The sequence below is a fragment of the Catellatospora coxensis genome (assembly GCF_016862635.1).
In the GTDB taxonomy this organism is placed as follows: domain Bacteria; phylum Actinomycetota; class Actinomycetes; order Mycobacteriales; family Micromonosporaceae; genus Catellatospora; species Catellatospora coxensis.
The window spans coordinates 15,920-35,899 of sequence record NZ_BONI01000073.1 but is presented as its reverse complement, the minus strand read 5'-3'; the positions used below and the strand labels follow the sequence as shown (position 1 = coordinate 35,899).

The following is a 19,980-nucleotide window of genomic DNA, read 5'->3' as shown; positions in this document are numbered from 1 at the left end:
GCCCTCAGTCGGCGAGGAGGCGGCGGAGTTCGCGTTTGAGGATCTTGTGGCTGGGGCCCATCGGGAGTTCGGGGAGGAAGCGGATCTGGCGGGGGTACTTGTGCTTGCCGAGCTGGTCGCGGGACCAGGTGATGAGGGCTTCCTCGGTGACCGGGTCGGTGTCGGGGCGCAGGACGACGACGGCGCAGATCTCCTCGCCGTGGGTGTCGTCGGGCACGCCGATGACGGAGACCAGTTCCACGGCGGGGTGCCGGGCCAGGACCTCTTCGACCTCGCGGGGGTACACGTTGAAGCCGCCGCGGATGACGATGTCCTTCTTGCGGTCCACGATGGACACGAAGCCCTCGGCGTCCTTGGTGCCCAGGTCGCCGGTGCGGAACCAGCCGTCGACCAGGGCCTGCTCGGTCGCGGCGGGGTTGCCGAGGTAGCCGGCGAACACGTTGTGGCCGCGGATGACGATCTCGCCCAGCTCGTCCGGGCCGAGCAGCTCGACGCGCTCGTCGAGTTCGGCGCGGGCGACCTCGACCTCGACGCCCCAGAGGGCATGGCCGACGGTGCCGGCGCGTACACCGAAGTGCGGCTGGTTGGTGGTGGCGCTGGGCGACGTCTCCGACAGCCCGTAGCCCTCGTAGACCGTGGTCCGGAACGCGGCGTTGAAGCGCTCCAGCACCGCGACCGGCAGCGACGCCCCGCCGGAGATGCAGATCCGCAGCGCGGGCAGCTCGGCGCGGCCCGCGGCGGCCTCCAGCAGGCCGATGTACATGGTGGGCACGCCGTGGAAGACGTCGACCTTCTCCCGCACCATCAGGTCGATCGCCGCCTCACCGGTGAACCGGGCCAGCAGCACCAGGGTGGCCCCGATGCGGAAGGCGCCGTTCATGCCGACGGTCTGCCCGAACGTGTGGAACAGCGGCAGGCAGCCGAGGACGATGTCGGACTGCTTGGCGTCGTTGGCGTCGAAGGTGTTGACGGTCGCGTTCATCACCAGGTTGAGGTGGGTGAGCACGGCGCCCTTCGGCTTGCCGGTGGTCCCGCTGGTGTAGAAGATCACCGCCGGGTCGTTCGGGTAGCGGGTCTCGTACGAGCGCAGCGCCGGGACCCGGGAGCTGACCTGCTCCAGCCGTTCCGGGCCGCCCTCGTCGGGGCGCGGGCCGACGCTGACGACCGGCACTGCGGCCTCAGCCGCGGCGGGCGCGCCCAGGGCGAGCATGCCGCTGTGGCAGACGACGAGCTTCGCCCCGCTGTCGCGCAGCACGTACGCCGCCTCGGCCGGGGTGAGCAGCAGGTGCACCGGGACGACGACACCGCCCGCGGCGAGGATGCCGTAGTAGGCGCGCGGGAAGTCGGTGACGTTCGGGCAGACCAGCGCGACGGCGTCACCGGGCCGGACACCGAGCTCGCGCAGCCCCGCGGCGTAGGCGAGGGCCTGCCGCCACAGGTCGGCGTAGGTCTCCCGGCCGAACGCGTCGACCACGGCGGTCTTGGCGGGATGGCGGCGCGCGGCCTCGGCCAGGACGGCGGCCAGGGAAAGCGTGCTCACTGCTCCTCCTCGAAGTAGATACGGCTGACGGTCTCGGCCACGCAGCAGGGCTTGTCCTCGCCGTCGGCGCGGACGGTGAGCTGGGCGACCAGTTGCACGCCGCCGTCGACGGGCTCGACCTCGGCGATGCGGGCGGTGAGGCGCACCTGCGCCCCGACCGGGATCGGGGCCGGGAAGCGGACCCGGTTCACCCCGTAGTTGACGCCGAGGCGCACGTTGTCGAACCGGTACACGTCGCGGACCAGCAGCGGCAGCATCGACAGGGTCAGCCAGCCGGGCGTGGCCGCCCCGATGCCGACGCAGTCGACGCCGCCGGTGGCGTCGGTGTACGCGTCCACCCGCGACCGGTCGACGCGCTGCCAGGGCCCCGGGCCGATGCACTGGCCGACCGCGGCGGCCAACTCCTGGGCGGACGCGAACACCCTCATGCCAGATGCCCCCCGATCTTCGTGTACCCGCGCAGCAGGTCCCGCGAGATGATCAGGCGCTGCATCTCGTCGGTGCCCTCGTAGATGCGCAGCAGCCGCACCTGCCGGTACCAGCGCTCGATCGGCAGCTCGCGGGTGTAGCCCATGCCGCCGTGGATCTGCATGACCCGGTCCACCAACCGGTTGATCATCCCGGCGCCGTAGAGCTTCGCCATCGACGACGAGTGCCGCGGGTCCATGCCCTGGTCGACGGTCCACGCGGCGCGCAGCACCAGCCAGCGCGCGGCCTCCAGCTCGGTCTCCGCGTCGGCGATCATCCACTGGATGGCCTGGTTCTCGCCGATCGGCTTGCCGAAGGTGACCCGGGTGTTGGCGTAGTCGACGGCCATCTGCAGGGCCCGCTCGCCGATGCCGAGCGCGTGCGACGGGATGATGTAGCGACCCTTGCCGATCCACTTCATCCCCAGCTCGAAGCCCTGCCCGAGCTCCCCGAGGATGTTGCGCGACGGCACCCGCACGTCGTCGAACACCAGTGACGCCGGACCGCCGGGGCCCATCGTGGCGATGAACTCCGACCGCCAGCCCATCTCCCGGTCCACCAGGAACGCGGTAGTGCCGCCGCCGCGTACCCCCTTGTCCTTGTCCGTCACCGCGACCACGATGGCGAAGTCGGCGTCGTTGCCGTTGGTGATGAACGTCTTCTCGCCGTTGAGGATCCAGTCGTCGCCGTCCTGGCGGGCGGAGAGTTTGATGTTCGCGGCGTCGGAGCCCGCGCCCGGCTCGGTGATGGCGAAGCAGGAGACGCGCTCGCCCTCGATGGTGGGCCTGAGGTACTCGTCCTGTTGGGCGCTGTCGGCGTGGAAGAGGATGTTGTCGGCCTCGCCGCCGAACCGGAACGGCACCAGGGTGTGCCCGACCTCGGTCCAGATCAGCGACTGCATGAGCGCGGGCAGGTCCATGCCGCCGTGCTCGGCCGGCGTGGCCAGCCCCCAGAAGCCGAACTTGCGCGCCTTGAGCTGCAGCTCGCGCAGCTCGGAGCGCTCGATGCCGGGCTGCCCGGCGCGTTCACGGCGCAGCAGCTCGTGTTCGAGCGGGACGACCTCCTTGCGGATGAACGCCCGCGCGGTGTCCCGGATCGCCCGCTGCTCGTCGTCGAGCGAGAAGTCCACTGTGGTGCCTTTCTGCTGGTGGTTAGCGTGCGCCGCCGTTGACGTACAGGGTCTGCCCGGTCACGAACGACGCGTCGTCGCTGGCCAGGAACGCCACCACGGACGCGATCTCCTCGGGCTGGGCGACCCGGCGCAGCGGCGTGTGCTCGGCGGCCCACTTCTGGTGGTCCTCAGCGTTCGACCCGACCCGCTCGGCGGTGGCGGCGGTCATCGCGGTGGCCACATACCCCGGCGCGACCGCGTTGACGCAGATGTTGAACGGCCCCAGCTCGATCGACAGCGTCGCCGTCAACCCCTGCACGCCCGCCTTCGCCGCCGCGTAGTTGACCTGCCCCCGGTTCCCCAGCGCCGACCGGCTGCTCAAATTGACGATCTTGCCGTACTTCCCCGCCACCATGTGCTTCTGCGCCGCCTGGCAGCAGTAGAACATGCTGGTCAGATTCGTGTTCAGCACCGCGTGCCAGTCCGCCGCGCTCATCTTGAACAGCAGATCGTCCCGCGTGATCCCCGCGTTGTTGACCAGGATGTCCAGCCGCCCGTGATCCGCCACCACCTGCTCGGTCATCGCGTGCACCGCCGCCTCGTCGGTCACGTCGCACCCGTATCCGGCGGCCGTGCCCCCACTCGCCGAGATCTCCTTCGCCAGCGCCTCACTCCTCTCGGCACTGAGGTCGACGACCGCGACCGTCGCCCCCTCCGAGGCCAGCCGCCGCGCCGTGGCCGCCCCGATCCCCTGTGCCCCGCCGGTCACGATCGCGACCCGCCCACCGAACCTGCTGCTCATAAACCCCTCCTTGGAAAGGAAGGGCACCTTCACATCGCCATACGTAGGGGAAGGTGCCCTTCTTAACGCCTCAACCTGTCTGAGCTGGACTTTCAGAACGCGTTCACGCCGGTGAGGGCGCGGCCGATCAACAACTGCTGGATCTGGCTGGTGCCCTCGTAGAGGGTGGTGACACGGGCGTCGCGCAGGTACTTGCCGACCGGGTACTCGTCGACGTAGCCGTACCCGCCGAACACCTGCAGCGCCTTGTTCGCGGCGCGCACGGCCGCCTCGCTGGCGAACAGCTTCGCCATCGACGCCTCGGTCGCGTACGGCAACCCGCGGTCGATCAGGTCGGCGACCCGCCACACCAGCAGCCGGGCCGCCGCGGTGTCCACCGCGACATCCGAGATCAACTGCTGGACCAGCTGGTACGCCGCGATCGGCTTGCCGAACTGGGTGCGGGTCTTCGCATACTCGACGGCCGCGTCCAGGCACCCCTGCGCGATGCCCACACACCCCGCCGCGACCGACATCCGCCCCTTGTCCAGCGTGGACATGGCGAGATGGAACCCGCGCCCCTCCTCGCCGAGCAGCGCGTCGGCCGGCACCCGCACCCCGTCGAACACGAGCTCCGCCGTCGGCTGCCCGCGCAGCCCGAGCTTGCCGTGGATCTCCCGCCGGGTCAGCCCCGGCGTGTCCGCCGGCACCAGGAACGCGCTGATGCCCCGCGGCCCGTCCCCGCCCGTACGGGCGAAGACCAGCGCGACATCGGCCCAGGTCCCGTTGGTGATGAAGATCTTCGAGCCAGTGAGCACCCAGTCCTCGCCGTCGCGGACCGCCCGCGTCGTCAGCGACGCCGCGTCGGACCCGGTGCCCGGCTCGGTCAGCGCGAAGCAGCCCAGCAGGTCCCCGCCGCACAGGCCGGGCAGCCACCGCTCCCGCTGCGCGGCGGTGCCGTGCCGCGCGATGCTCTTCGCGACCAGCCCCAGCGACACCGACACCAGCCCGCGCACCGACGAGTCACCGCGGCCCAGCTCCTCCAGGACCAGGCAGTACGCCAGGTGGTCGCCGCCGCTGCCGCCGTGCTCCTCGGCGACGGTCAGGCCGAGGAAGCCCAGCTCGCCGAGCTGCTTGACCACGGTGCGCTCGACGCTCTCGCGCCGGTCCCACTCGGCCGCGTGCGGCACGACCTCGCGATCGACGAACTCGGCGGCGAGGCGGCGGACCGCGGCGTGTTCCGGCGACAGTGTCATGTCCACCGCTTTAAACTAGCGGTGAAAGTTTTATCTCGTCCAGACCTCGCTGTGGCAGAGTTTCCGGCAGCACCGAGCGAAGGAGACCCGCACATGCCCCGGCCCAGCCAGGCCCTGTTGAGCCGGCAGCGCATCGTGGAGACCGCCGCCGCGATGATCGACGCCGACGGCCTGGCCGCCTTCTCCACCCGGCGGCTGGCCGCCGAGCTGGGCGTACGCGGGCCGTCGCTGTACAACCACTTCCCCACCAAGGACGCGATCCTGGACGCGGTCGCCGACGCGGTGATCGCGGGCGTGGACGTGTCGTTCTTCACCACGCACGACTGGCGCGACGCGCTGCGGCTGTGGGGGCACTCCTACCGCGACGCGCTGACCGCGCACCCGAACATCGTCCCGTACCTGGCCCAGGGCCCGGGGCGGCGGCCGGCCGCGCTGCACATGGCCGACGCCGTGTACGGCGGCCTGGTCAAGGCGGGCTGGCCGCCGGCCCGCGCCACGCACATCGGCGCGGTGATGCGATACCTGGTCGCGGGCTCGTCACTCGGCTCGTTCGCGCGCGGCTTCGTCGAGGACCCCGAGCTGTACGCCGCCCACTACCCGCACCTGTCCCAGGCCCACCGCCTCGCCGAGCACCAGCACAGCGTCGACGAGGGCGCGTTCGCGCTCGGCCTGGACGCGCTGGTCGACGGGCTGGCCCGGGAGTACGAGGCCACGGTCGGCCCGCTCCCGCCTCTGGAGCCGCGGCCCGACTCGTACTACAGTCGAAACTTGCAGCGCTAGTTTTGCGGCCCGGCCCCGTGCCGGCCGCTCGCTACGCGGCCACCGGAACGCGGCCGCCTCGCACCTGAGGCGGTCCACGGTCCGTGCGGACCGACCGGCCCTGCCCGGCGGCCCACGACGACGCCGTCACCCGCCCCGCGCGGACGGTGTCCGGTGCCGCGCCGCGGGCGACGCCGCCTGATGGGAAGGGACAGCATGGACCTGGCAGCCGCGGCGACGCATCCGGGGCGCACCACCCCGATCGCGGACCGCACCCAGCTCTACATCGGCGGGAGCTGGACCGCCCCGCACGGCACCGGCGTGATCGCCGTCGAGGACCCGACCACCGAGCAGCTCATCGCGCACGTGCCCGCCGGTGACGCCGTGGACGTGGACCGCGCCGTGGCCGCCGCGAAGGCCGTGTTCGGCCCGTGGTCGGCGCTGGCCCCCGCCGAGCGCGCCGCGCACCTCGACCGGCTGCACGCGGCGCTGTCCGCCCGCGCGGGCGACATCGCCACCACGGTCGCCCGCGAGCTGGGCACTCCCATGAAGATCGCCACGAAGGTCCAGGCCGGGCTGCCGCTGACCGTGCTGAAGAGCTACGTCGAGCTGGCCGGGCAGCCGGAGAGCACGCACACCGTCGGCAACTCGCTGATCGTCGGCGAGCCGGTCGGTGTCGTCGGCGCGATCACCCCGTGGAACTACCCGCTGCACCAGATCATGGCGAAGGTCGCCGGGGCGCTCGCCGCGGGCTGCACGGTGGTGCTCAAGCCCGCCGACCTGACGCCGCTGGTGGCATACCTGCTGTTCGACGCGGTCGACGAGGCCGGGCTGCCGCCGGGCGTGGCCAACCTGGTCACCGGCCCCGGCTCGGTGGTCGGCGCGGCCATCGCGGCACACCCCGACGTGGACCTCGTGTCGTTCACCGGCTCCACCGCCGTCGGCGCGCGCATCTCGCACCTGGCCGCCGACCGGATCGCGCGGGTCGCGCTGGAGCTGGGCGGCAAGTCCGCCAACGTGATCCTGGAGGACGCCGACCTGCGCCGCGCGGTGAAGACCGGCGTCGCCAACGCGTTCCTCAACTCGGGCCAGACCTGCACCGCGTGGACCCGCATGCTCGTGCACCGCTCCCGGTACGACGAGGCCCTGGCGATCGCCGCCGAGGCCGCCGCCGGGCAGACCCTCGGCGACCCGTTCGACGAGGGCACCCGGCTCGGCCCGCTGGCCTCGGCCGCGCAGCGTGCGACGGTACGCGGCTACATCGAGCAGGGCCTGGCCGGCGGCGCACGCCTGATCGCGGGCGGGCTCGACGCGCCCGTGCCGGACCGGGGGCACTTCGTGGCGGCGACCGTGCTGGCCGACGTGGACCCCGACAGCGTCGTCGCGCAGGAGGAGATCTTCGGGCCGGTGCTGGTGGTGATCCCGTTCGACTCCGACGACGAGGCCGTCGCCATCGCCAACAACTCCCGGTACGGCCTGGCCGGCGCGGTCTGGTCCGGGGACGAGGACCGGGCGCTGGCCGTGGCGCGGCGGATGCGTACGGGCGCGGTCGACGTGAACGGCGGCGCATTCAATCCGCTGGCCCCGTTCGGCGGGTTCAAGCAGTCCGGCATCGGCCGTGAGCTCGGCCGGCACGGCTTCGACGAGTTCCTCGAGACGAAGGCGATCCAGCGATGACCGCTCCGACACCGCCGGCTGCCGACGCGAACGCCGCCCCCGCGGCCGGCTCCGGGCCCGCCGTCGACCGGCCGGTCCGCGCGCTGCTCTGGCGCGGCCCCGGCGCGCCGCTGGAGATCGAGCCGATCCTGCTCCCCGCACCCGGCCCGAAGGAGGTGCGGGTGCACATCCGCGCCGCCGGGGTCTGCCACTCCGACCTGTCGATGGTGAACGGGACGCTCGCGCCGCCGTACCCCCTGGTGCTGGGTCATGAGGCGGCAGGCGTGGTGACCGCCGCCGGGCCGGAGGCGAGCGTCGCCGTCGGCGCCCACGTGGTGCTGAACTGGGCCCCGCCCTGCCGCAGGTGCTGGTTCTGCGGCAACGGGCAGCCCTGGCTGTGCGAGACCGCCGGCGCGCCGACGGCCGCCCGGGGCGCGACCGCCGACGGCGAGCCGCTGCACGTCACGCTGGGGCTCGGCGCGCTCGCCGAGGAGGTCGTCGTCGGCGACCACGCCGTCATCCCGGTGCCGGCCGAGCTGCCGTTCGCCACCGCCGCCCTGCTCGGCTGCGCGGTGCTGACCGGCGTCGGCGCGGTGCACCGGACCGCGGCGGTCCGGGCCGGCGAATCGGCGGTCGTGATCGGACTCGGCGGTGTCGGCCTGTCCACCGTGATGGCCGCCCGCGCCGCCGGAGCCGACCCGCTGATCGCCGTGGACGTCTCCGACGCCAAACGCGACCTCGCGCTGTCCGCCGGGGCGACCCATTTCCTGGTATCGGGTGACGACCTGAGCGCCCAGGTCCGCGGCCTGACCGAGCGCCGCGGGGCCGACCACTCCTTCGAGTGCGTGGGCCGCTCGGCGACCATCCGGGCCGCGTGGCGGGCCACCCGGCGCGGCGGCCAGGTGACCGTGGTCGGCATGGGCGCGAAGGACGACATGGTCAGCCTCGCCGCGCTCGACATCTTCCACTCCGCCCGCACGCTGCGCTCGTCGGTGTACGGCAACTCCGATCCCGACCGCGACGTCCCCGACCTGGCCCGCCAGGTCCTGGACGGCAGCCTCGACCCGGCCGCCCTCATCACCGACCAGATCACCCTGGACGAGTCCCCCGACGCCTTCGCCCGCATGTCCCGCGGCGAGGGCGCGCGTACGGTCATCCTCCTCCCCTGAAACCACTGCTCAAAGCAGGGACGATGTCAATAAGGGCACCTTCTTCAACGCGGAGCGTTGAAGAAGGTGCCCTTTCTTTGCTCAGGTCAGGGCTTTGGCGAGTTCTATGCGGGAGCGGATGTTGAGGCGCGCGAAGATGTTGCGCATGTGGTGGTCGACGGTGCGAGGGCTGAGGAACAGCTGAGCGGCGACCTCCCGGTTCGTGGCGCCGTCGCACACGAGGCGGGCGATCTGGAGTTGCTGGGCCGTCAGGACGTCGGCGGCGCGTACGGCGGGGGCGTCGACGGCCTCGCCGGCCGCGCGCAGCTCGGCGCGGGCCTGGTCGGCCCAGGCGGGGGCGTCGAGCTGCAGGAAGGTCTCCAGGGCGCGGTGCAGGTGCTCGCGGGCGTCGCGGGGGCGGCGGGCGCGGCGCAGCTCCTGGCCGTACAGCAGCTCGGTGCGGGCCTGCTCGAAATCGGCCTCCCCGGCCAGGTGCAGGGCGAGCGCCTGCTGGAAGTGCTCCTCGGCCTCGGCGCTGCCGCGCGGGGCGAGCAGCGCGTGGCAGCGCGCCGACAGGGCCCGGCGCACCGGGTCACCCGTGGACGACGCCCACAGGTCGAACCCGGCCAGCGCCGCCACGGCCTGCTCCCGGTCGTCGGCCCGGACCGCCGCCTCGACCAGCCACGGTGTGGCCATCGCCTGCACCACGATGTGGCCGCGGCCGGTGACCGGGCAGGCGATCGCGGCGATGCGGGCGACCGTGTCGGCGGGACGGCCCGCGATCAGGTCGAGCACCGCCAGGGCCCACTGGCTGAGCGCCTTGGGGCGGTTGACCTGCCCGGTGCCGGGCGCGACCTCGATCTCGCGGAGGTGCCGCAGGGCCTGCTCGCGGTCGCCCCGGATGGCGCACAGCACGGCCAGCATCGCCTGGTGGTCCCCGGCGTAGTTGCCCTGCCCGCAGGCCCGCGCGGCGCGCAGCCCGTGCAGGCTGGTGGCCGCGGCGGCGTCGTAGCGGCCGAGCCAGTACTCGGCGTACGCGGTCATCTCCAGGGCCAGCGGCAGCGCGGACACGTCGCCGCTGTCCCGGGCGACCTCGACCGCGCGGGCGGCGAGCCGGTGCGCGCCGACGTCGTCGGCCAGCAGCAGCGCCGCGGCGCTGGCGCAGGTCAGCGGGGCCGCGGTGTCCAGGACCTCGCCCAGTTCGACGACGCGCCGCAGCGGGCCGATCGCGCGGTGGTGGCGACCGCCGAAGGTGTACCCGAACCCGGCGATGTGCTCGAACACCACCTCCAGCTCCGGCGGGTCGTCGGGGCGGCGCAGCGCCGCGGCCCGGCTCGCCACCTCGGCGTAGCGGGGGTAGTCGCCGGAGAAGCAGACGGCCTCCCCGGCCCGCATCAGCGCCAGCACGGCCAGCTCGCGTTCGGTGCCGGCGAGCCGGTCGGCGATGGTCAGCAGCGACTCGGCGGCGTTCGCGGTGGCCCCGGCACGCAGCTCGATCTCGCCGGACAGCACCTCGCTCTCGGCGGACACCGCCCGGTCCCGGGCCGCGGGGCGGGCACGGCGCAGCAGGCTGCGGGCCCGGCCGGCGCTGCCGGACTGCCAGGCGTACCGGGCGGCGGTGACGAGCCGGTGGGCCGCTCCCCCGGGTTCGGTGGTCAGCGACGCGGCGTGTTCGAGGGCAGTGGAGGCGCGCGAGTAGCCGCCGTCGGCCGCGGCCTCCTCCAGCTCCTCGGCCAGCTCGGCGTCGGGGCCGTGCGCGGCGGCGGCCAGGTGCACGGCGCGGCGCAGCCGTTCGGTGTCGGCGTCGAGGATCTGCGCCAGGTGCAGGTGCGCGGCGCGGCGCTGGGCCAGGGGAGCTTCCTCGTACGCCAGCGCGCGGGCGATGGGCTGCGGGAACACGATGCCGCCCCGGCTGACCCGGACCAGGCCGCCGCGTTCGGCCGGAGTCAGCGCGGCGATGTCCACCCCGGAGCTGTGCGCGGCCCGCATCAGGCCCGCCGCGTCGGTCTCCTCGTCGGCCGCGGCGAGCAGGAGCAGCCAGCGGGTGTCCGGCGCGAGCCGGTCGAGCCGCGCCCGGTACGTGCGCAGCAGCGCGCTGTCCGCGGGCAGCCGGGTGGGCAGCGGGGCCTCCCCGGCGAGCTGGCTGTCGCTGAGCGAGGCGGCCAGGTCGGTGAGCGCCCGCGGGTTGCCGCCCCCTAGCGCGGCCAGCGCGGCCAGCACGTCGTCGCCGACGCGGGGCCGGATGCCGGAATCGGCGAATGTCCGGTGCGGACCGCCGTCGTCGCCGCGGCCGGACTCGTGCAGGAGGTCGGCGAGCATGGCGCGGCCGGAGGCGGGGTCCAGCGGGCGCAGCGCGACGCGGGGCACGCCGTTGAGCGGGAGTTCGGCGGTGGAGGTGAGCAGCAGCGTGACCCGGTGCGCGTGGATCCGGCGGGCGGTGAAGGCGATGGCGTCCAGCGACGACCGGTCCAGCGCGTCGGCGTCGTCGACGCAGCACAGCACGGGGTGGTCCCGGCCGAGCGCGGCCAGCAGCGTGAGCACCGCCATGGACAGGGCGAGGCGGTCGTCCGCGGCGCAGCCCTCGCCGGACAGCGCGCGGGTGAGCGCCCGCGCCTGGTGGGCGGGCAGGTCCGCGATCCGGTCCACTACGGGCTGAAGCAGGCTCTGCAGCCCGGCGTACGGCAGGTCGGACTCCTCGTCCAAGCCGGTGGCCCACAGGCGCACGGTCCCGTCGGGGACGGTGGCCGCCGCATGGCGCAGCAGGGCGGTCTTGCCGCCGCCCAGGTCGCCGTGCAGGAGCAGGGCCGCGCCGAGCCCGCCGGCCGCGCCCGCCTGAAGCTCGGCGATCGCCTGCTGCTCACGGTCACGGCCGCGCAGCCTTGGTATGTGCACTGTCGATGCATTTACCATGCCGACAGTGTTACCTATAAGTAACGGCTTTGGAAAGACGCGGATCGTGCCGCTTATGCCATCCCCGAAGCCATCGCGGTGAGCAGCAGCGCGGTGACGGTGCGCACCATGACGCCGCGGGCCGCGTCGACGTCCAGGTCGAGCCCGTCGAGCAGCATCGACCAGGCCGGCCACATGGTGGACGCGATCAGCGCGGCGAGCAGCTGCTCCCGTCCCGGGCCGGCCATCTCCAGCTCGGGCGCGAACAGCACGGACACCTCGTCGCGTACCCGCTGGATGTGCTTGAGCCGGTTGCGGCGCAGCTGCGCCGAGACCGGCTCGCGCATCGCCGCGGCGCGCGCCATCGGCGCGATCAGCTGCAGCAGCTCGGCCCGCTGGCGGCAGTACTCCTCCACCCGCCGGTGCAGCGGCAGCGACGGGTCCACGGGCTGGTAGGCCGCGTCCTGGCGGGCGAGCACCCGCACGCCGCTGGCCTCGAACAGGGTCTCCATGTCGGAGAAGTTGGTCCACAGGGCGCGCAGCGAGACCCCGGCCCGCTCGGCGATGCGCTCCCCGGTCGGCCGCAGGTCACCCTCCGTGATGAGCGCGAGGTGCGCGTCCACGATGGCGGCCCGGGTGCGCTCGGCACGGGCGGTGCGCCCGTCGACCCTGCCCTCGGTGCCGGTCCTGCTCATGCCACTCCCGCCAACCTCGCCACGGCCCCACCGGCCGTGCTCCCCGAACGTGCACGCAGAGTGTAGTCGCGCCGTCCCGGGGGCGATTCCGCCGCACGTCTGCGCCGCACCACCGGACCGGCGGCAGGCGAGCCCCCGGCGGATCGCCGAACGCCCGGCCAGGCTCGCGCTGCGCGGATGTCCGCAGCGCACCGCAGCCGCGGCCTCACGACGCCGACAGGCGGTGTTCGAGCTCTTGCTGCAGCCGGTTCATGCCGCGCAGCCAGCGGTCCGGGTCGGCGGCCCGCCGCTGGTAGAAGCCGGCGACCTCGGCGTGCGGCAGCACCAGGAAGGTGTCCCCGCCGAGCGCGGCGGCCACGGCCTCGGCGCACTCCTCCGCGCTGATCGCGCCCGGGTCCAGCAGCACGCTGCCGCCGGGGCCGGACGACTCCAGCATCGGCGTGCGCACACCCTGCGGGCACAGCGCCTGCACGACGACCCCGCGATGCGCGTAGGTGGCCCGCAGCCACTCCGCGTGTGCCACGGCCGCGTGCTTGGTGACCGCGTACGGCGCGTTGCCGAGCATGGTGAGCAGCCCCGCCGCGGACGCCGTCACCAGCAGGCGGCCGCTTCCGGCGGCCAGCCAGCGCGGCAGCAGCGCCTGCGCGGCCAGCACGTGCGACTGCACGTTGACGCGCCAGGCCAGGTCCCATGCCCCGGCCCCGTCGGCGGGCGGCGCGACCCCGGCGTTGGCGCAGAACAGATCGAGGGCCCCGAAGGACTCCCACGCGTAGTCCACCAGCGCGGCTACCTGCGCCTCGTCCGTGACGTCGGCGGGGAAGGCCCGCCCGCCGGTCTCCGCGGCCACACGCTGCGCCGCGGCGGGATCACGGTCGTTGACGACCACCCGGGCACCGGCCGCGGTGAAGCGGCGGGCCATCGCGGCGCCGATGCCGGAGCCGGCGCCGGTGACGACGACCGCTGCGCCGTCGAGGTTGAGGGCGGTCACGTGGACTCCATCCAGGACGCTTAGTTGCACTAGCAGTGCTGATATTAGGGACCGCCACGCGGACGGTCAACGGACCACGGCCATGGTGACATGCCCCACCTGGCGCGGCATTGACAGGGCCGTACCGAAAGATGCAGCTTGAGTGCAGAAAGATAGCCGTACTCGCGAAAGGACCCGACCGTGCCTGAAGCTGTGGTGGTCGCCGCGGCCCGCTCCCCCATCGGCCGCGCCAACAAGGGCTCGCTGGCCACGAAACGCCCCGACGACCTGGCCGCCGACATCGTGCGCGCGGCCCTGGGCCAGGTGCCCGCCCTGGACCCCCGCGAGATCGGCGACCTGGTGCTCGGCTGCGGCCAGCCCGCCGGCATCCAGGGCCACAACCTCGGCCGGGTGGTCGCCACCATGCTGGGCTTCGACCACCTGCCCGGGACCACCGTCAACCGGTACTGCTCGTCCTCGCTGCAGACGACCCGGATGGCGCTGCACGCGATCCGGGCCGGCGAGGGCGACGTGTTCCTCTCCGTCGGCGTCGAGTCGGTGTCGCACTACGGCAACGGCCGCAGCGACGGCATGCCCGGCACCCGCAACGAGCTGTACGCGCCCGCGCTGGCGCGTACCGAACGCCGGGCCGCCCTCGGCGCACCGGCCTGGCACGATCCCCGCGAGGACGGGGAGCTGCCCGACGTCTACATCGCGATGGGCCAGACCGCCGAGAACGTCTCCCAGCTCAAGGGCGTCTCCCGCGAGCTGCAGGACGAGTTCGCCTGCCGCTCGCAGAACCTGGCCGAGCAGGCGATCAAGGACGGCTTCTGGGCGCGCGAGATCACCCCGGTCACCCTGCCCGACGGCACCGTGGTCAGCACCGACGACGGCCCGCGCGCCGGGGTCACCCGCTCCGCCCTGGCCGGCCTCGCGCCCGTGTTCCGCCCCGACGGCACCGTCACCGCGGGCAACTGCTGCCCGCTCAACGACGGCGCGGCGGCCCTGGTCATCATGTCCGACACCCGGGCCGCCGAGCTCGGCATCACCCCGCTGGCCCGGATCGTCTCCACCGGACTGTCCGCCCTGTCCCCCGAGATCATGGGCCTCGGCCCGGTCGAGGCGTCCAAGCAGGCCCTCGCCCGTGCCGGTATGTCCATCCGCGACGTCGACCTCATCGAGATCAACGAGGCGTTCGCCGCCCAGGTCGTCCCCAGCGCCGCCGAACTCGGCATCGACTGGGACAAGCTCAACGTCAACGGCGGCGCGATCGCCGTCGGCCACCCCTTCGGCATGACCGGCGCCCGCATCACCACCACCCTGCTCAACTCCCTGGCCTGGCACGACAAGTCCATCGGCCTGGAGACCATGTGCGTAGGCGGCGGCCAGGGCATGGCCATGGTCCTCGAACGCCTCTCCTGACCCCGCCCACCCCACCGGCCCGGCACGCGTCGCGCGTGCCGGGCCGGTGCTCACCGGGCGTTGATCATGAGGTTATGGCAAGGACACGCCGTCGAGCCGTGCCATAAGTTCATGATCGACGCGGAAGGGGGGTCAGGCTGCCGGGATGGTGTTGGGGGCGGGGGCGGGGCGTTCTTCCTTGTACTCGTTGACCGGGCCGGCGGCGGAGTCGGTCTCGTAGACGGGGCCGAAGAACTCCTGGTTGCCGGCGGTCACCTTGGTGAGCTTGCCGCCGCCCATGCCGGAGTGGTTGTCCTTGCTGTAGCGGAACGGGGCGAGGCCGGGGCCCTTGAAGCCGCCCTTCTCGATCGCCGCGAGCAGGCCCTCCCGGGTCAAGTCCTTGCCGGCCGCCTGCAGCGACTGCACGAACAGGTACGCCACCGACATGCCGTACACGGTGTTGCCGTTGAACGGGGCGCCGCTGTTGTACTGGTCGTGGATCTTCTTGAAGGCGGCGGTCCACGGGTCGCTCATGTCCACCGGCGACGGCAGATTGGAGATGCCGACCATGCCCTCCAGCAGGACCTTGCCCTCACCGAGCACCTTGGACAGGGTCAGGTAGTCCGAGCCGACGTTCGACACGACCCACGACGGCTTGAAGCCGAGTCGGGCGGCGGTGCCCATGGACAGCGCGGTGAAGCCCGGCACGGTGGCCAGCACGACGACCTCGCAGCCCGCCGCCTTCAGGGCGCCGATCTGCGGGGCGACGTTCTGGTTGCTGGTGACGTACTTCTCCTTGGCGACCACGGCGCCCGCGCCGAGCACCTGCTCGACGCCGACCAGGCTGTCCCGGCCGAAGTCGTCGTCCTGGCCCATGAAGCAGACCTTCTTGCCCGCGTGGGTGGCCTTGATGTGGGTGGCCAGGATCTTGCCCTCGACGGTGTAGTCGGTGTTGAACCCGAACGTGCCCGGGTACTTGTCCGGCTGGTTCCAGCTGCGGCTGCCCGAGGCGACGAACAGGTCCGGCACCCGGTTGGTCTTCAGGAAGTCCAGCACGCCGGTGTGGGTCGGGGTGCCCAGGCCGTTGAGGATGGCGAAGACCTTGTCCTCCAGGACCAGCTTGCGCACCACGGTCTGGGTGTTGGCCGGGTTGTAGCCGTCGTCCATGAACTTGTACGTGATCTTGCGGCCGTGCACGCCGCCGTTGGCGTTGACGTAGTCGAAGTACGCCTTGCTCGCCGGGGCGATCTCGGAGTATCCGGCCGCGGCGGGACCGGTCAGCGGCATGTGCGAGCCGATCACGATCTCGCTCGCGGTCACGCCGGGCACTTCGGCCGGCGGGGTGTTCGCGTCCTCACTGCAGGCTGCGACAGCCGTGAGCAGCACGGCGGCCGTGGCGAGCGAGAGCCCGCGTCGGGTCAGGGCGTTCATCAGTGACACCGGTCCTTCCGTCACGCTTACATTGATGATTATCGATATAACAGAGGTGGAGCGGTTGGTACGGTGGTGCGGCCGTGAGATCAGCGGGCAGGCACCCGCCGCCGGGCCCTCGCGCCGATCCGGCGCAGCAGGCCCTGCACACCGCCCGGGGCGGCGATCATCACGACGATCAGGGTCAGCCCGAAGACGGCCAGCGGGAGGTTGCCCTCCAGCCGCTGCGCCGCCGCGGGCGACAGGGAGACCAGCAGCGTGCTGTCGTGGGTGAGGTCGGGCAGTGCCACGAGCAGGATCGCTCCCCACACCGCGCCCGACAGGCTGCCCAGGCCGCCGATCACCACGGCCATCAGCAGGAACAGCGACAGGGTCAGCGAGAACGCGCCCGGCGAGACGCTCTGCGCCAGCAGCGCCATCAGCCCGCCGCCGAGCCCGGCGCTGGCCGCGCTCACCACGAACGCCAGCACCTGGGTACGGGCCACGTGGATGCCGGACAGCCGCGCGGCCACCTCGTCGTCGCGTACCGCGCGCAGGTTGCGCCCGACCCGGCTGCGCACCAGATTGGCCAGCAGCAGCATGGTCAGCAGCGCGCCGCACAGCGCCACCCAGGCCTGCCAGCGCTCGTTCGGGAAGTAGCGGCCGAGCGACAGCGGCGGCGGCTCGACGGCCACCGACAGGCCCTGCTCGCTGTTGAAGACCTCGTCGAAGGTGACCGTCGCGGCGGGCACCGCGATCGCCACGGCCAGGGTCACGCCGGCCAGGTACGGCCCGCGCAGCCGGGCGGCGGCCAGCCCGATGACCGCACCGGCGGCCATGGTGACCAGCACCCCCAGCGCCAGCGACAGCGGCAGCACCTGGTTGCCGGTGATTCCCCGGTCGGCGAGCGCGTTCTGGGTCAGCGCCACGGTGTACGCCCCGACGGCCATCAGCGCCCCGTGCCCCAGCGACAGCTGCCCGTTCATGCCGACCAGCAACGTCAGCCCCGCCGTCGCGCACAGGTAGGCGGCGACGGTGGCCAGCTGGAAGTTGCGGAACGGGTCGAGCTGCTGGGTGAGCAGGTACAGCACCACCCCGGCGAGCACGGTGAGCAGCAGGTGGCGCAGCAGCGTCGACCGGCTCAGGAAACCCGGCAGGGCCAGGGCCCGGCGCGGAGCGGGGGCCGTCGCGGGCGCGGCCGGGGTCACAGTCTGCTCGCTCATGCCTTCTCCTCACTGCGCTCGTCGGCGGCACGAGTTCCTGCCGACATGATTCGCTCGCTCCGCTCGCTCATGCCTGCCTCGCCACGGTGCTGGAGAAGAGGCCGCCGGGGCGGACCAGCAGCACCGCGAGCAGCAGCACGAGCACTGCCATCGGGGTGACGTCGCTGCCCAGGTAGCCGCTGACGTACGAGAGGATCAGGCCGACGGTCAGGCCGCCGACCACCGCGCCGGGCGGGCTGTCGAGTCCGCCGACCACCGCGGCGGTGAACGCGGACACGAACACCAGGTCCATGGCGTGCGGGTGCAGGCCCAGCTCCGTGGGGATGACCAGCAGCGCGGCGAGCGCGCCGACCGCCGAGGCCAGCGCCCAGCCGAGCGTCAGCATGCCGCCGACGTTGACGCCGAGCAGCCGCGACACCTCGGGGGCGAAGGCCGAGGCCCGCATGCGCAGGCCGACGGAGGTACGGGTGAACAGCAGCGCCAGCCCGACCAGCACCAGCAGCACCGCCCCGAAGACGAACAGGTCGTATCGCGACAGCAGCGGCACGTCGCCGACGCTCAGCGCGGTGCGGCTGAACGGGGTGCCCGCGGGCAGGAACTCGTTGCCGTACACCATGCCCAGCACCGCCTGCAGCACCAGCACCAGGCCCAGCGCGACGATCACCTCGGACAGCGGCGAGGCGTGGTCCACGAAGCGCATCACCGCCCGCTCGACGACCACGCCGATCAGCAGCCCGCCGAGCAGCGCCGCGGCGAAGCCCAGCCAGTACGAGCCGGTCGCCGTCGTGACGCTGTAACCGGCGTACGCCGCGGCCACCGCCATCGCGCCCTGGGCGAAGTTGACGATGCGCGCGGCCCGCCAGATCAGCACCAGGGCCAGCGCGAACGCGGCCAGCACCGCCCCCTTGGACAGGCCGTCGAACGTGAGGAACACGAAGCGGTCCAACGGATACCTCCTTCTTGCGGTCGTTGGGGCGGGCTCAGAAGCCCAGGTAGGCGTGACGCAGTTCCTCGTCGTCGCGCAGCCGGTCGGCGCTGGTCGCGGTGACGATCCGGCCCAGCGACATGACCACCGCCTCGTCGGCGACCGACAGCGCGCTGCGGACGTTCTGCTCCACCAGCAGCACGGTCAGCCCGGTGGTGTCGCGCAGCTGCCGCAGCAGCGCCATGATCTGCGCGATGACGCGGGGCGCCAGACCCAGCGAAGGCTCGTCGAGCAGCAGCAGTTTCGGGCGGGCGACCAGGGCGCGGCCGAGCGCCAGCATCTGCCGCTCGCCGCCCGAGAGCTGGTGCCCGGCACTGCGGCGGCGCTGCGCCAGTGGCTCGAACAGCTCGTACACCTCGGTCAGCGCCTTCGCCGCGTCGCCGCGATCGCGCCGCCACAGGCCGCCCAGCCGCAGGTTCTCATCAACGGTCAGCTCGGCGACCACGCCGCGGCCCTCCGGCACGTGTGCCATGCCCCGGCGCACCAGCTGCTCCACCGGCACGCCGAGCAGCGGCTGCCCGCTGTAGACGATCTCGCCGCCGCTCGGCTTGACCAGCCCCGACAGGGTGCGCAGCAGCGTGGTCTTGCCCGCGCCGTTGGCCCCGAGCACCGCGGCGATGGTCCCGGCCCGCACGGTGAGGTCGACCTCCTGCAGTACGGGCGCCGCGCCGTACTCGGCGGTCAGGCCCTTCACCTGCAGGATCACGTCGTCAGCGGTCATGCCGAAGCCTCCTGGCGGCTGGTGGTCGGGGTGGCCGCGTCGGCCTCGGCCCCGAGGTAGGCCTCGGCGACCGCGGGGTCGTCGCGCACCTCCTGCGGGGTGCCGGTGGCGATGAGCCGTCCGAAGTCGAGCACCGCGATCCGGTCGCAGACCGCCATGACGAGGTCCATGTGGTGCTCGACCAGCATCACCGAGCAGCCCGCCTCGGCCGGCAGGGTGGTGATCAGCGCGCCCAGCTCCTCGATGTCCTGCGCGCCCAGCCCGCCCGCGGGCTCGTCCAGCAGCAGCAGGCGGGGGCGGCCGGCCAGCGCGCGGGCCAGCGCGACACGCTTGCCGACCGCGTACGGCAGGGTGCCGGGCAGCGCCTTGGCGTAGGCCGCGACGTCGAAGCGCTCCAGCAGCGTCATCGCCTCCTCCCGCAGCCGCCGCTCGTCGCGGTCGCTGCGGGGCAGGCCGAGCAGCCCGGAGAGGAAGCCGGCGCGGGCGGTACAGGTCGCGCCCGCCATCACGTTCTCCAGCACGGTCAGCCCGCGGAACAGTCCGACGCCCTGCAGGGTGCGGGCGATGCCGAGCCCAGCCAGCCGATGCGGGGCGGGCGTGAGGCGCTCGCCGTTGAGTTCGAGGGTGCCCGAGGTCGGCCGGACCAGCCCGCAGACCACGTTGAACAGCGTGGTCTTGCCCGCCCCGTTCGGGCCGATGACGCCGACGACCTGGCCGGGGGCCACTTCGAGCGACACGTCGTCGAGTGCGGTCAGCCCGCCGAAGCGCACCCCGATGCCCCGCAGGAACAGGCTGTGGCCTGCCGCGTGTGTCTGCCCGGAAGGCGGTCTCATCGTCACCTCTACAGGTCGGTCGGGGTCGATATGAGGGAGGGCTAAGTTATTACACTAGGAGTGTAGGTTTGGGAAACCGCTCGTCAATACCCTTGTTACGACCCCGTGACCTCACTGCGCGAAGCCGTTCAAATCAC

At 72.9% G+C, this 19,980-nt stretch carries 17 protein-coding genes; 4 read left to right on the top strand and 13 right to left on the bottom strand.

Annotation, left to right across the window (positions count from 1 at the left end):
• Positions 1-4 precede the first annotated feature (4 nt).
• The 5 genes from Cco03nite_RS32565 to Cco03nite_RS32545 form a co-directional block, all read right to left on the bottom strand.
• Positions 5-1,540: a long-chain-fatty-acid--CoA ligase gene (locus Cco03nite_RS32565; RefSeq protein WP_203697313.1), complete on the bottom strand. Its 1,536-nt coding sequence runs from the start codon at positions 1,538-1,540 to the stop codon at positions 5-7.
• The gene (locus Cco03nite_RS32560; RefSeq protein WP_203697311.1) at positions 1,537-1,968 is read right to left on the bottom strand and encodes a MaoC family dehydratase; all 432 of its coding nucleotides are present in this window, start codon (positions 1,966-1,968) and stop codon (positions 1,537-1,539) included. The genes Cco03nite_RS32565 and Cco03nite_RS32560 overlap by 4 nt, the downstream gene beginning before the upstream one ends.
• A complete protein-coding gene (locus Cco03nite_RS32555) occupies positions 1,965-3,137 on the bottom strand; it encodes an acyl-CoA dehydrogenase family protein (protein WP_203697309.1) in 1,173 nt (390 codons plus the stop codon). Before Cco03nite_RS32555 ends, Cco03nite_RS32560 begins: the two co-directional genes overlap by 4 nt.
• A gap of 22 nt (positions 3,138-3,159) precedes the next feature.
• A complete protein-coding gene (gene fabG, locus Cco03nite_RS32550) occupies positions 3,160-3,921 on the bottom strand; it encodes a 3-oxoacyl-ACP reductase FabG (protein WP_203697307.1) in 762 nt (253 codons plus the stop codon).
• A 92-nt stretch (positions 3,922-4,013) separates the two neighbouring features.
• A complete protein-coding gene (locus tag Cco03nite_RS32545) occupies positions 4,014-5,162 on the bottom strand; it encodes an acyl-CoA dehydrogenase family protein (protein WP_203697305.1) in 1,149 nt (382 codons plus the stop codon).
• 87 nt (positions 5,163-5,249) lie between these two features.
• Here Cco03nite_RS32545 and Cco03nite_RS32540 point away from each other — a divergent pair, with 87 nt between their 5' ends.
• The 3 genes from Cco03nite_RS32540 (at position 5,250) to Cco03nite_RS32530 (ending at position 8,740) form a co-directional block, all read left to right on the top strand.
• Positions 5,250-5,936: a TetR/AcrR family transcriptional regulator gene (locus tag Cco03nite_RS32540; RefSeq protein ID WP_203697303.1), complete on the top strand. Its 687-nt coding sequence runs from the start codon at positions 5,250-5,252 to the stop codon at positions 5,934-5,936.
• Between the two features lie 195 nt (positions 5,937-6,131).
• Complete coding sequence (locus Cco03nite_RS32535; RefSeq protein ID WP_203697301.1) at positions 6,132-7,592, top strand: aldehyde dehydrogenase family protein; 1,461 nt, start codon at positions 6,132-6,134, stop codon at positions 7,590-7,592.
• Positions 7,589-8,740, top strand: a complete 1,152-nt coding sequence (locus Cco03nite_RS32530; RefSeq protein ID WP_203697299.1) for a Zn-dependent alcohol dehydrogenase — start codon at positions 7,589-7,591, stop codon at positions 8,738-8,740. The genes Cco03nite_RS32535 and Cco03nite_RS32530 overlap by 4 nt, the downstream gene beginning before the upstream one ends.
• A gap of 81 nt (positions 8,741-8,821) precedes the next feature.
• On the opposite strand, the gene Cco03nite_RS32525 is transcribed toward Cco03nite_RS32530, so the two are convergent.
• The 3 genes from Cco03nite_RS32525 to Cco03nite_RS32515 all read right to left on the bottom strand — a co-directional run bounded on the left by Cco03nite_RS32525 (position 8,822) and on the right by Cco03nite_RS32515 (position 13,222).
• Positions 8,822-11,611, bottom strand: a complete 2,790-nt coding sequence (locus Cco03nite_RS32525) for a helix-turn-helix transcriptional regulator (protein WP_239167843.1) — start codon at positions 11,609-11,611, stop codon at positions 8,822-8,824.
• A 71-nt stretch (positions 11,612-11,682) separates the two neighbouring features.
• A complete protein-coding gene (locus Cco03nite_RS32520) occupies positions 11,683-12,303 on the bottom strand; it encodes a TetR/AcrR family transcriptional regulator (RefSeq protein WP_203697295.1) in 621 nt (206 codons plus the stop codon).
• A gap of 205 nt (positions 12,304-12,508) precedes the next feature.
• The gene (locus Cco03nite_RS32515; RefSeq protein WP_203697337.1) at positions 12,509-13,222 is read right to left on the bottom strand and encodes an SDR family oxidoreductase; all 714 of its coding nucleotides are present in this window, start codon (positions 13,220-13,222) and stop codon (positions 12,509-12,511) included.
• Positions 13,223-13,471: 249 nt separating this feature from the next.
• Between Cco03nite_RS32515 and Cco03nite_RS32510 the strand changes: the two genes are divergently transcribed.
• Positions 13,472-14,692, top strand: coding sequence for an acetyl-CoA C-acetyltransferase (locus Cco03nite_RS32510; RefSeq protein ID WP_203697293.1), 1,221 nt, complete (start codon positions 13,472-13,474; stop codon positions 14,690-14,692).
• Between the two features lie 132 nt (positions 14,693-14,824).
• Here Cco03nite_RS32510 and Cco03nite_RS32505 read toward each other — a convergent pair whose 3' ends face one another.
• From Cco03nite_RS32505 to Cco03nite_RS32485, 5 genes are all read right to left on the bottom strand, one after another.
• Complete coding sequence (locus tag Cco03nite_RS32505; protein ID WP_203697291.1) at positions 14,825-16,102, bottom strand: ABC transporter substrate-binding protein; 1,278 nt, start codon at positions 16,100-16,102, stop codon at positions 14,825-14,827.
• A gap of 89 nt (positions 16,103-16,191) precedes the next feature.
• On the bottom strand, positions 16,192-17,304 hold the full coding sequence (locus Cco03nite_RS32500; protein ID WP_203697290.1) for a branched-chain amino acid ABC transporter permease: 1,113 nt from the start codon (positions 17,302-17,304) through the stop codon (positions 16,192-16,194).
• A 67-nt stretch (positions 17,305-17,371) separates the two neighbouring features.
• Positions 17,372-18,250 (bottom strand): branched-chain amino acid ABC transporter permease, encoded by an 879-nt coding sequence (locus Cco03nite_RS32495; protein ID WP_203697288.1) that lies wholly within the window; start codon positions 18,248-18,250, stop codon positions 17,372-17,374.
• Between the two features lie 34 nt (positions 18,251-18,284).
• The gene (locus tag Cco03nite_RS32490; RefSeq protein ID WP_203697285.1) at positions 18,285-19,010 is read right to left on the bottom strand and encodes an ABC transporter ATP-binding protein; all 726 of its coding nucleotides are present in this window, start codon (positions 19,008-19,010) and stop codon (positions 18,285-18,287) included.
• Positions 19,007-19,843, bottom strand: a complete 837-nt coding sequence (locus Cco03nite_RS32485; RefSeq protein ID WP_203697283.1) for an ABC transporter ATP-binding protein — start codon at positions 19,841-19,843, stop codon at positions 19,007-19,009. Before Cco03nite_RS32485 ends, Cco03nite_RS32490 begins: the two co-directional genes overlap by 4 nt.
• Positions 19,844-19,980 lie beyond the last annotated feature (137 nt).

Coding starts and splice junctions, on each gene's coding strand:
- Cco03nite_RS32500 (WP_203697290.1), bottom strand. CDS start 17,304: ATGAGCGAGCAGACTGTGACCCCGGCCGCGCCCGCGACGGCCCCCGCT.
- Cco03nite_RS32490 (WP_203697285.1), bottom strand. CDS start 19,010: ATGACCGCTGACGACGTGATCCTGCAGGTGAAGGGCCTGACCGCCGAG.
- Cco03nite_RS32485 (WP_203697283.1), bottom strand. CDS start 19,843: ATGAGACCGCCTTCCGGGCAGACACACGCGGCAGGCCACAGCCTGTTC.
- fabG (WP_203697307.1), bottom strand. CDS start 3,921: ATGAGCAGCAGGTTCGGTGGGCGGGTCGCGATCGTGACCGGCGGGGCA.
- Cco03nite_RS32515 (WP_203697337.1), bottom strand. CDS start 13,222: ATGGCCCGCCGCTTCACCGCGGCCGGTGCCCGGGTGGTCGTCAACGAC.
- Cco03nite_RS32505 (WP_203697291.1), bottom strand. CDS start 16,102: ATGAACGCCCTGACCCGACGCGGGCTCTCGCTCGCCACGGCCGCCGTG.
- Cco03nite_RS32520 (WP_203697295.1), bottom strand. CDS start 12,303: ATGAGCAGGACCGGCACCGAGGGCAGGGTCGACGGGCGCACCGCCCGT.
- Cco03nite_RS32530 (WP_203697299.1), top strand. CDS start 7,589: ATGACCGCTCCGACACCGCCGGCTGCCGACGCGAACGCCGCCCCCGCG.
- Cco03nite_RS32540 (WP_203697303.1), top strand. CDS start 5,250: ATGCCCCGGCCCAGCCAGGCCCTGTTGAGCCGGCAGCGCATCGTGGAG.
- Cco03nite_RS32560 (WP_203697311.1), bottom strand. CDS start 1,968: ATGAGGGTGTTCGCGTCCGCCCAGGAGTTGGCCGCCGCGGTCGGCCAG.
- Cco03nite_RS32535 (WP_203697301.1), top strand. CDS start 6,132: ATGGACCTGGCAGCCGCGGCGACGCATCCGGGGCGCACCACCCCGATC.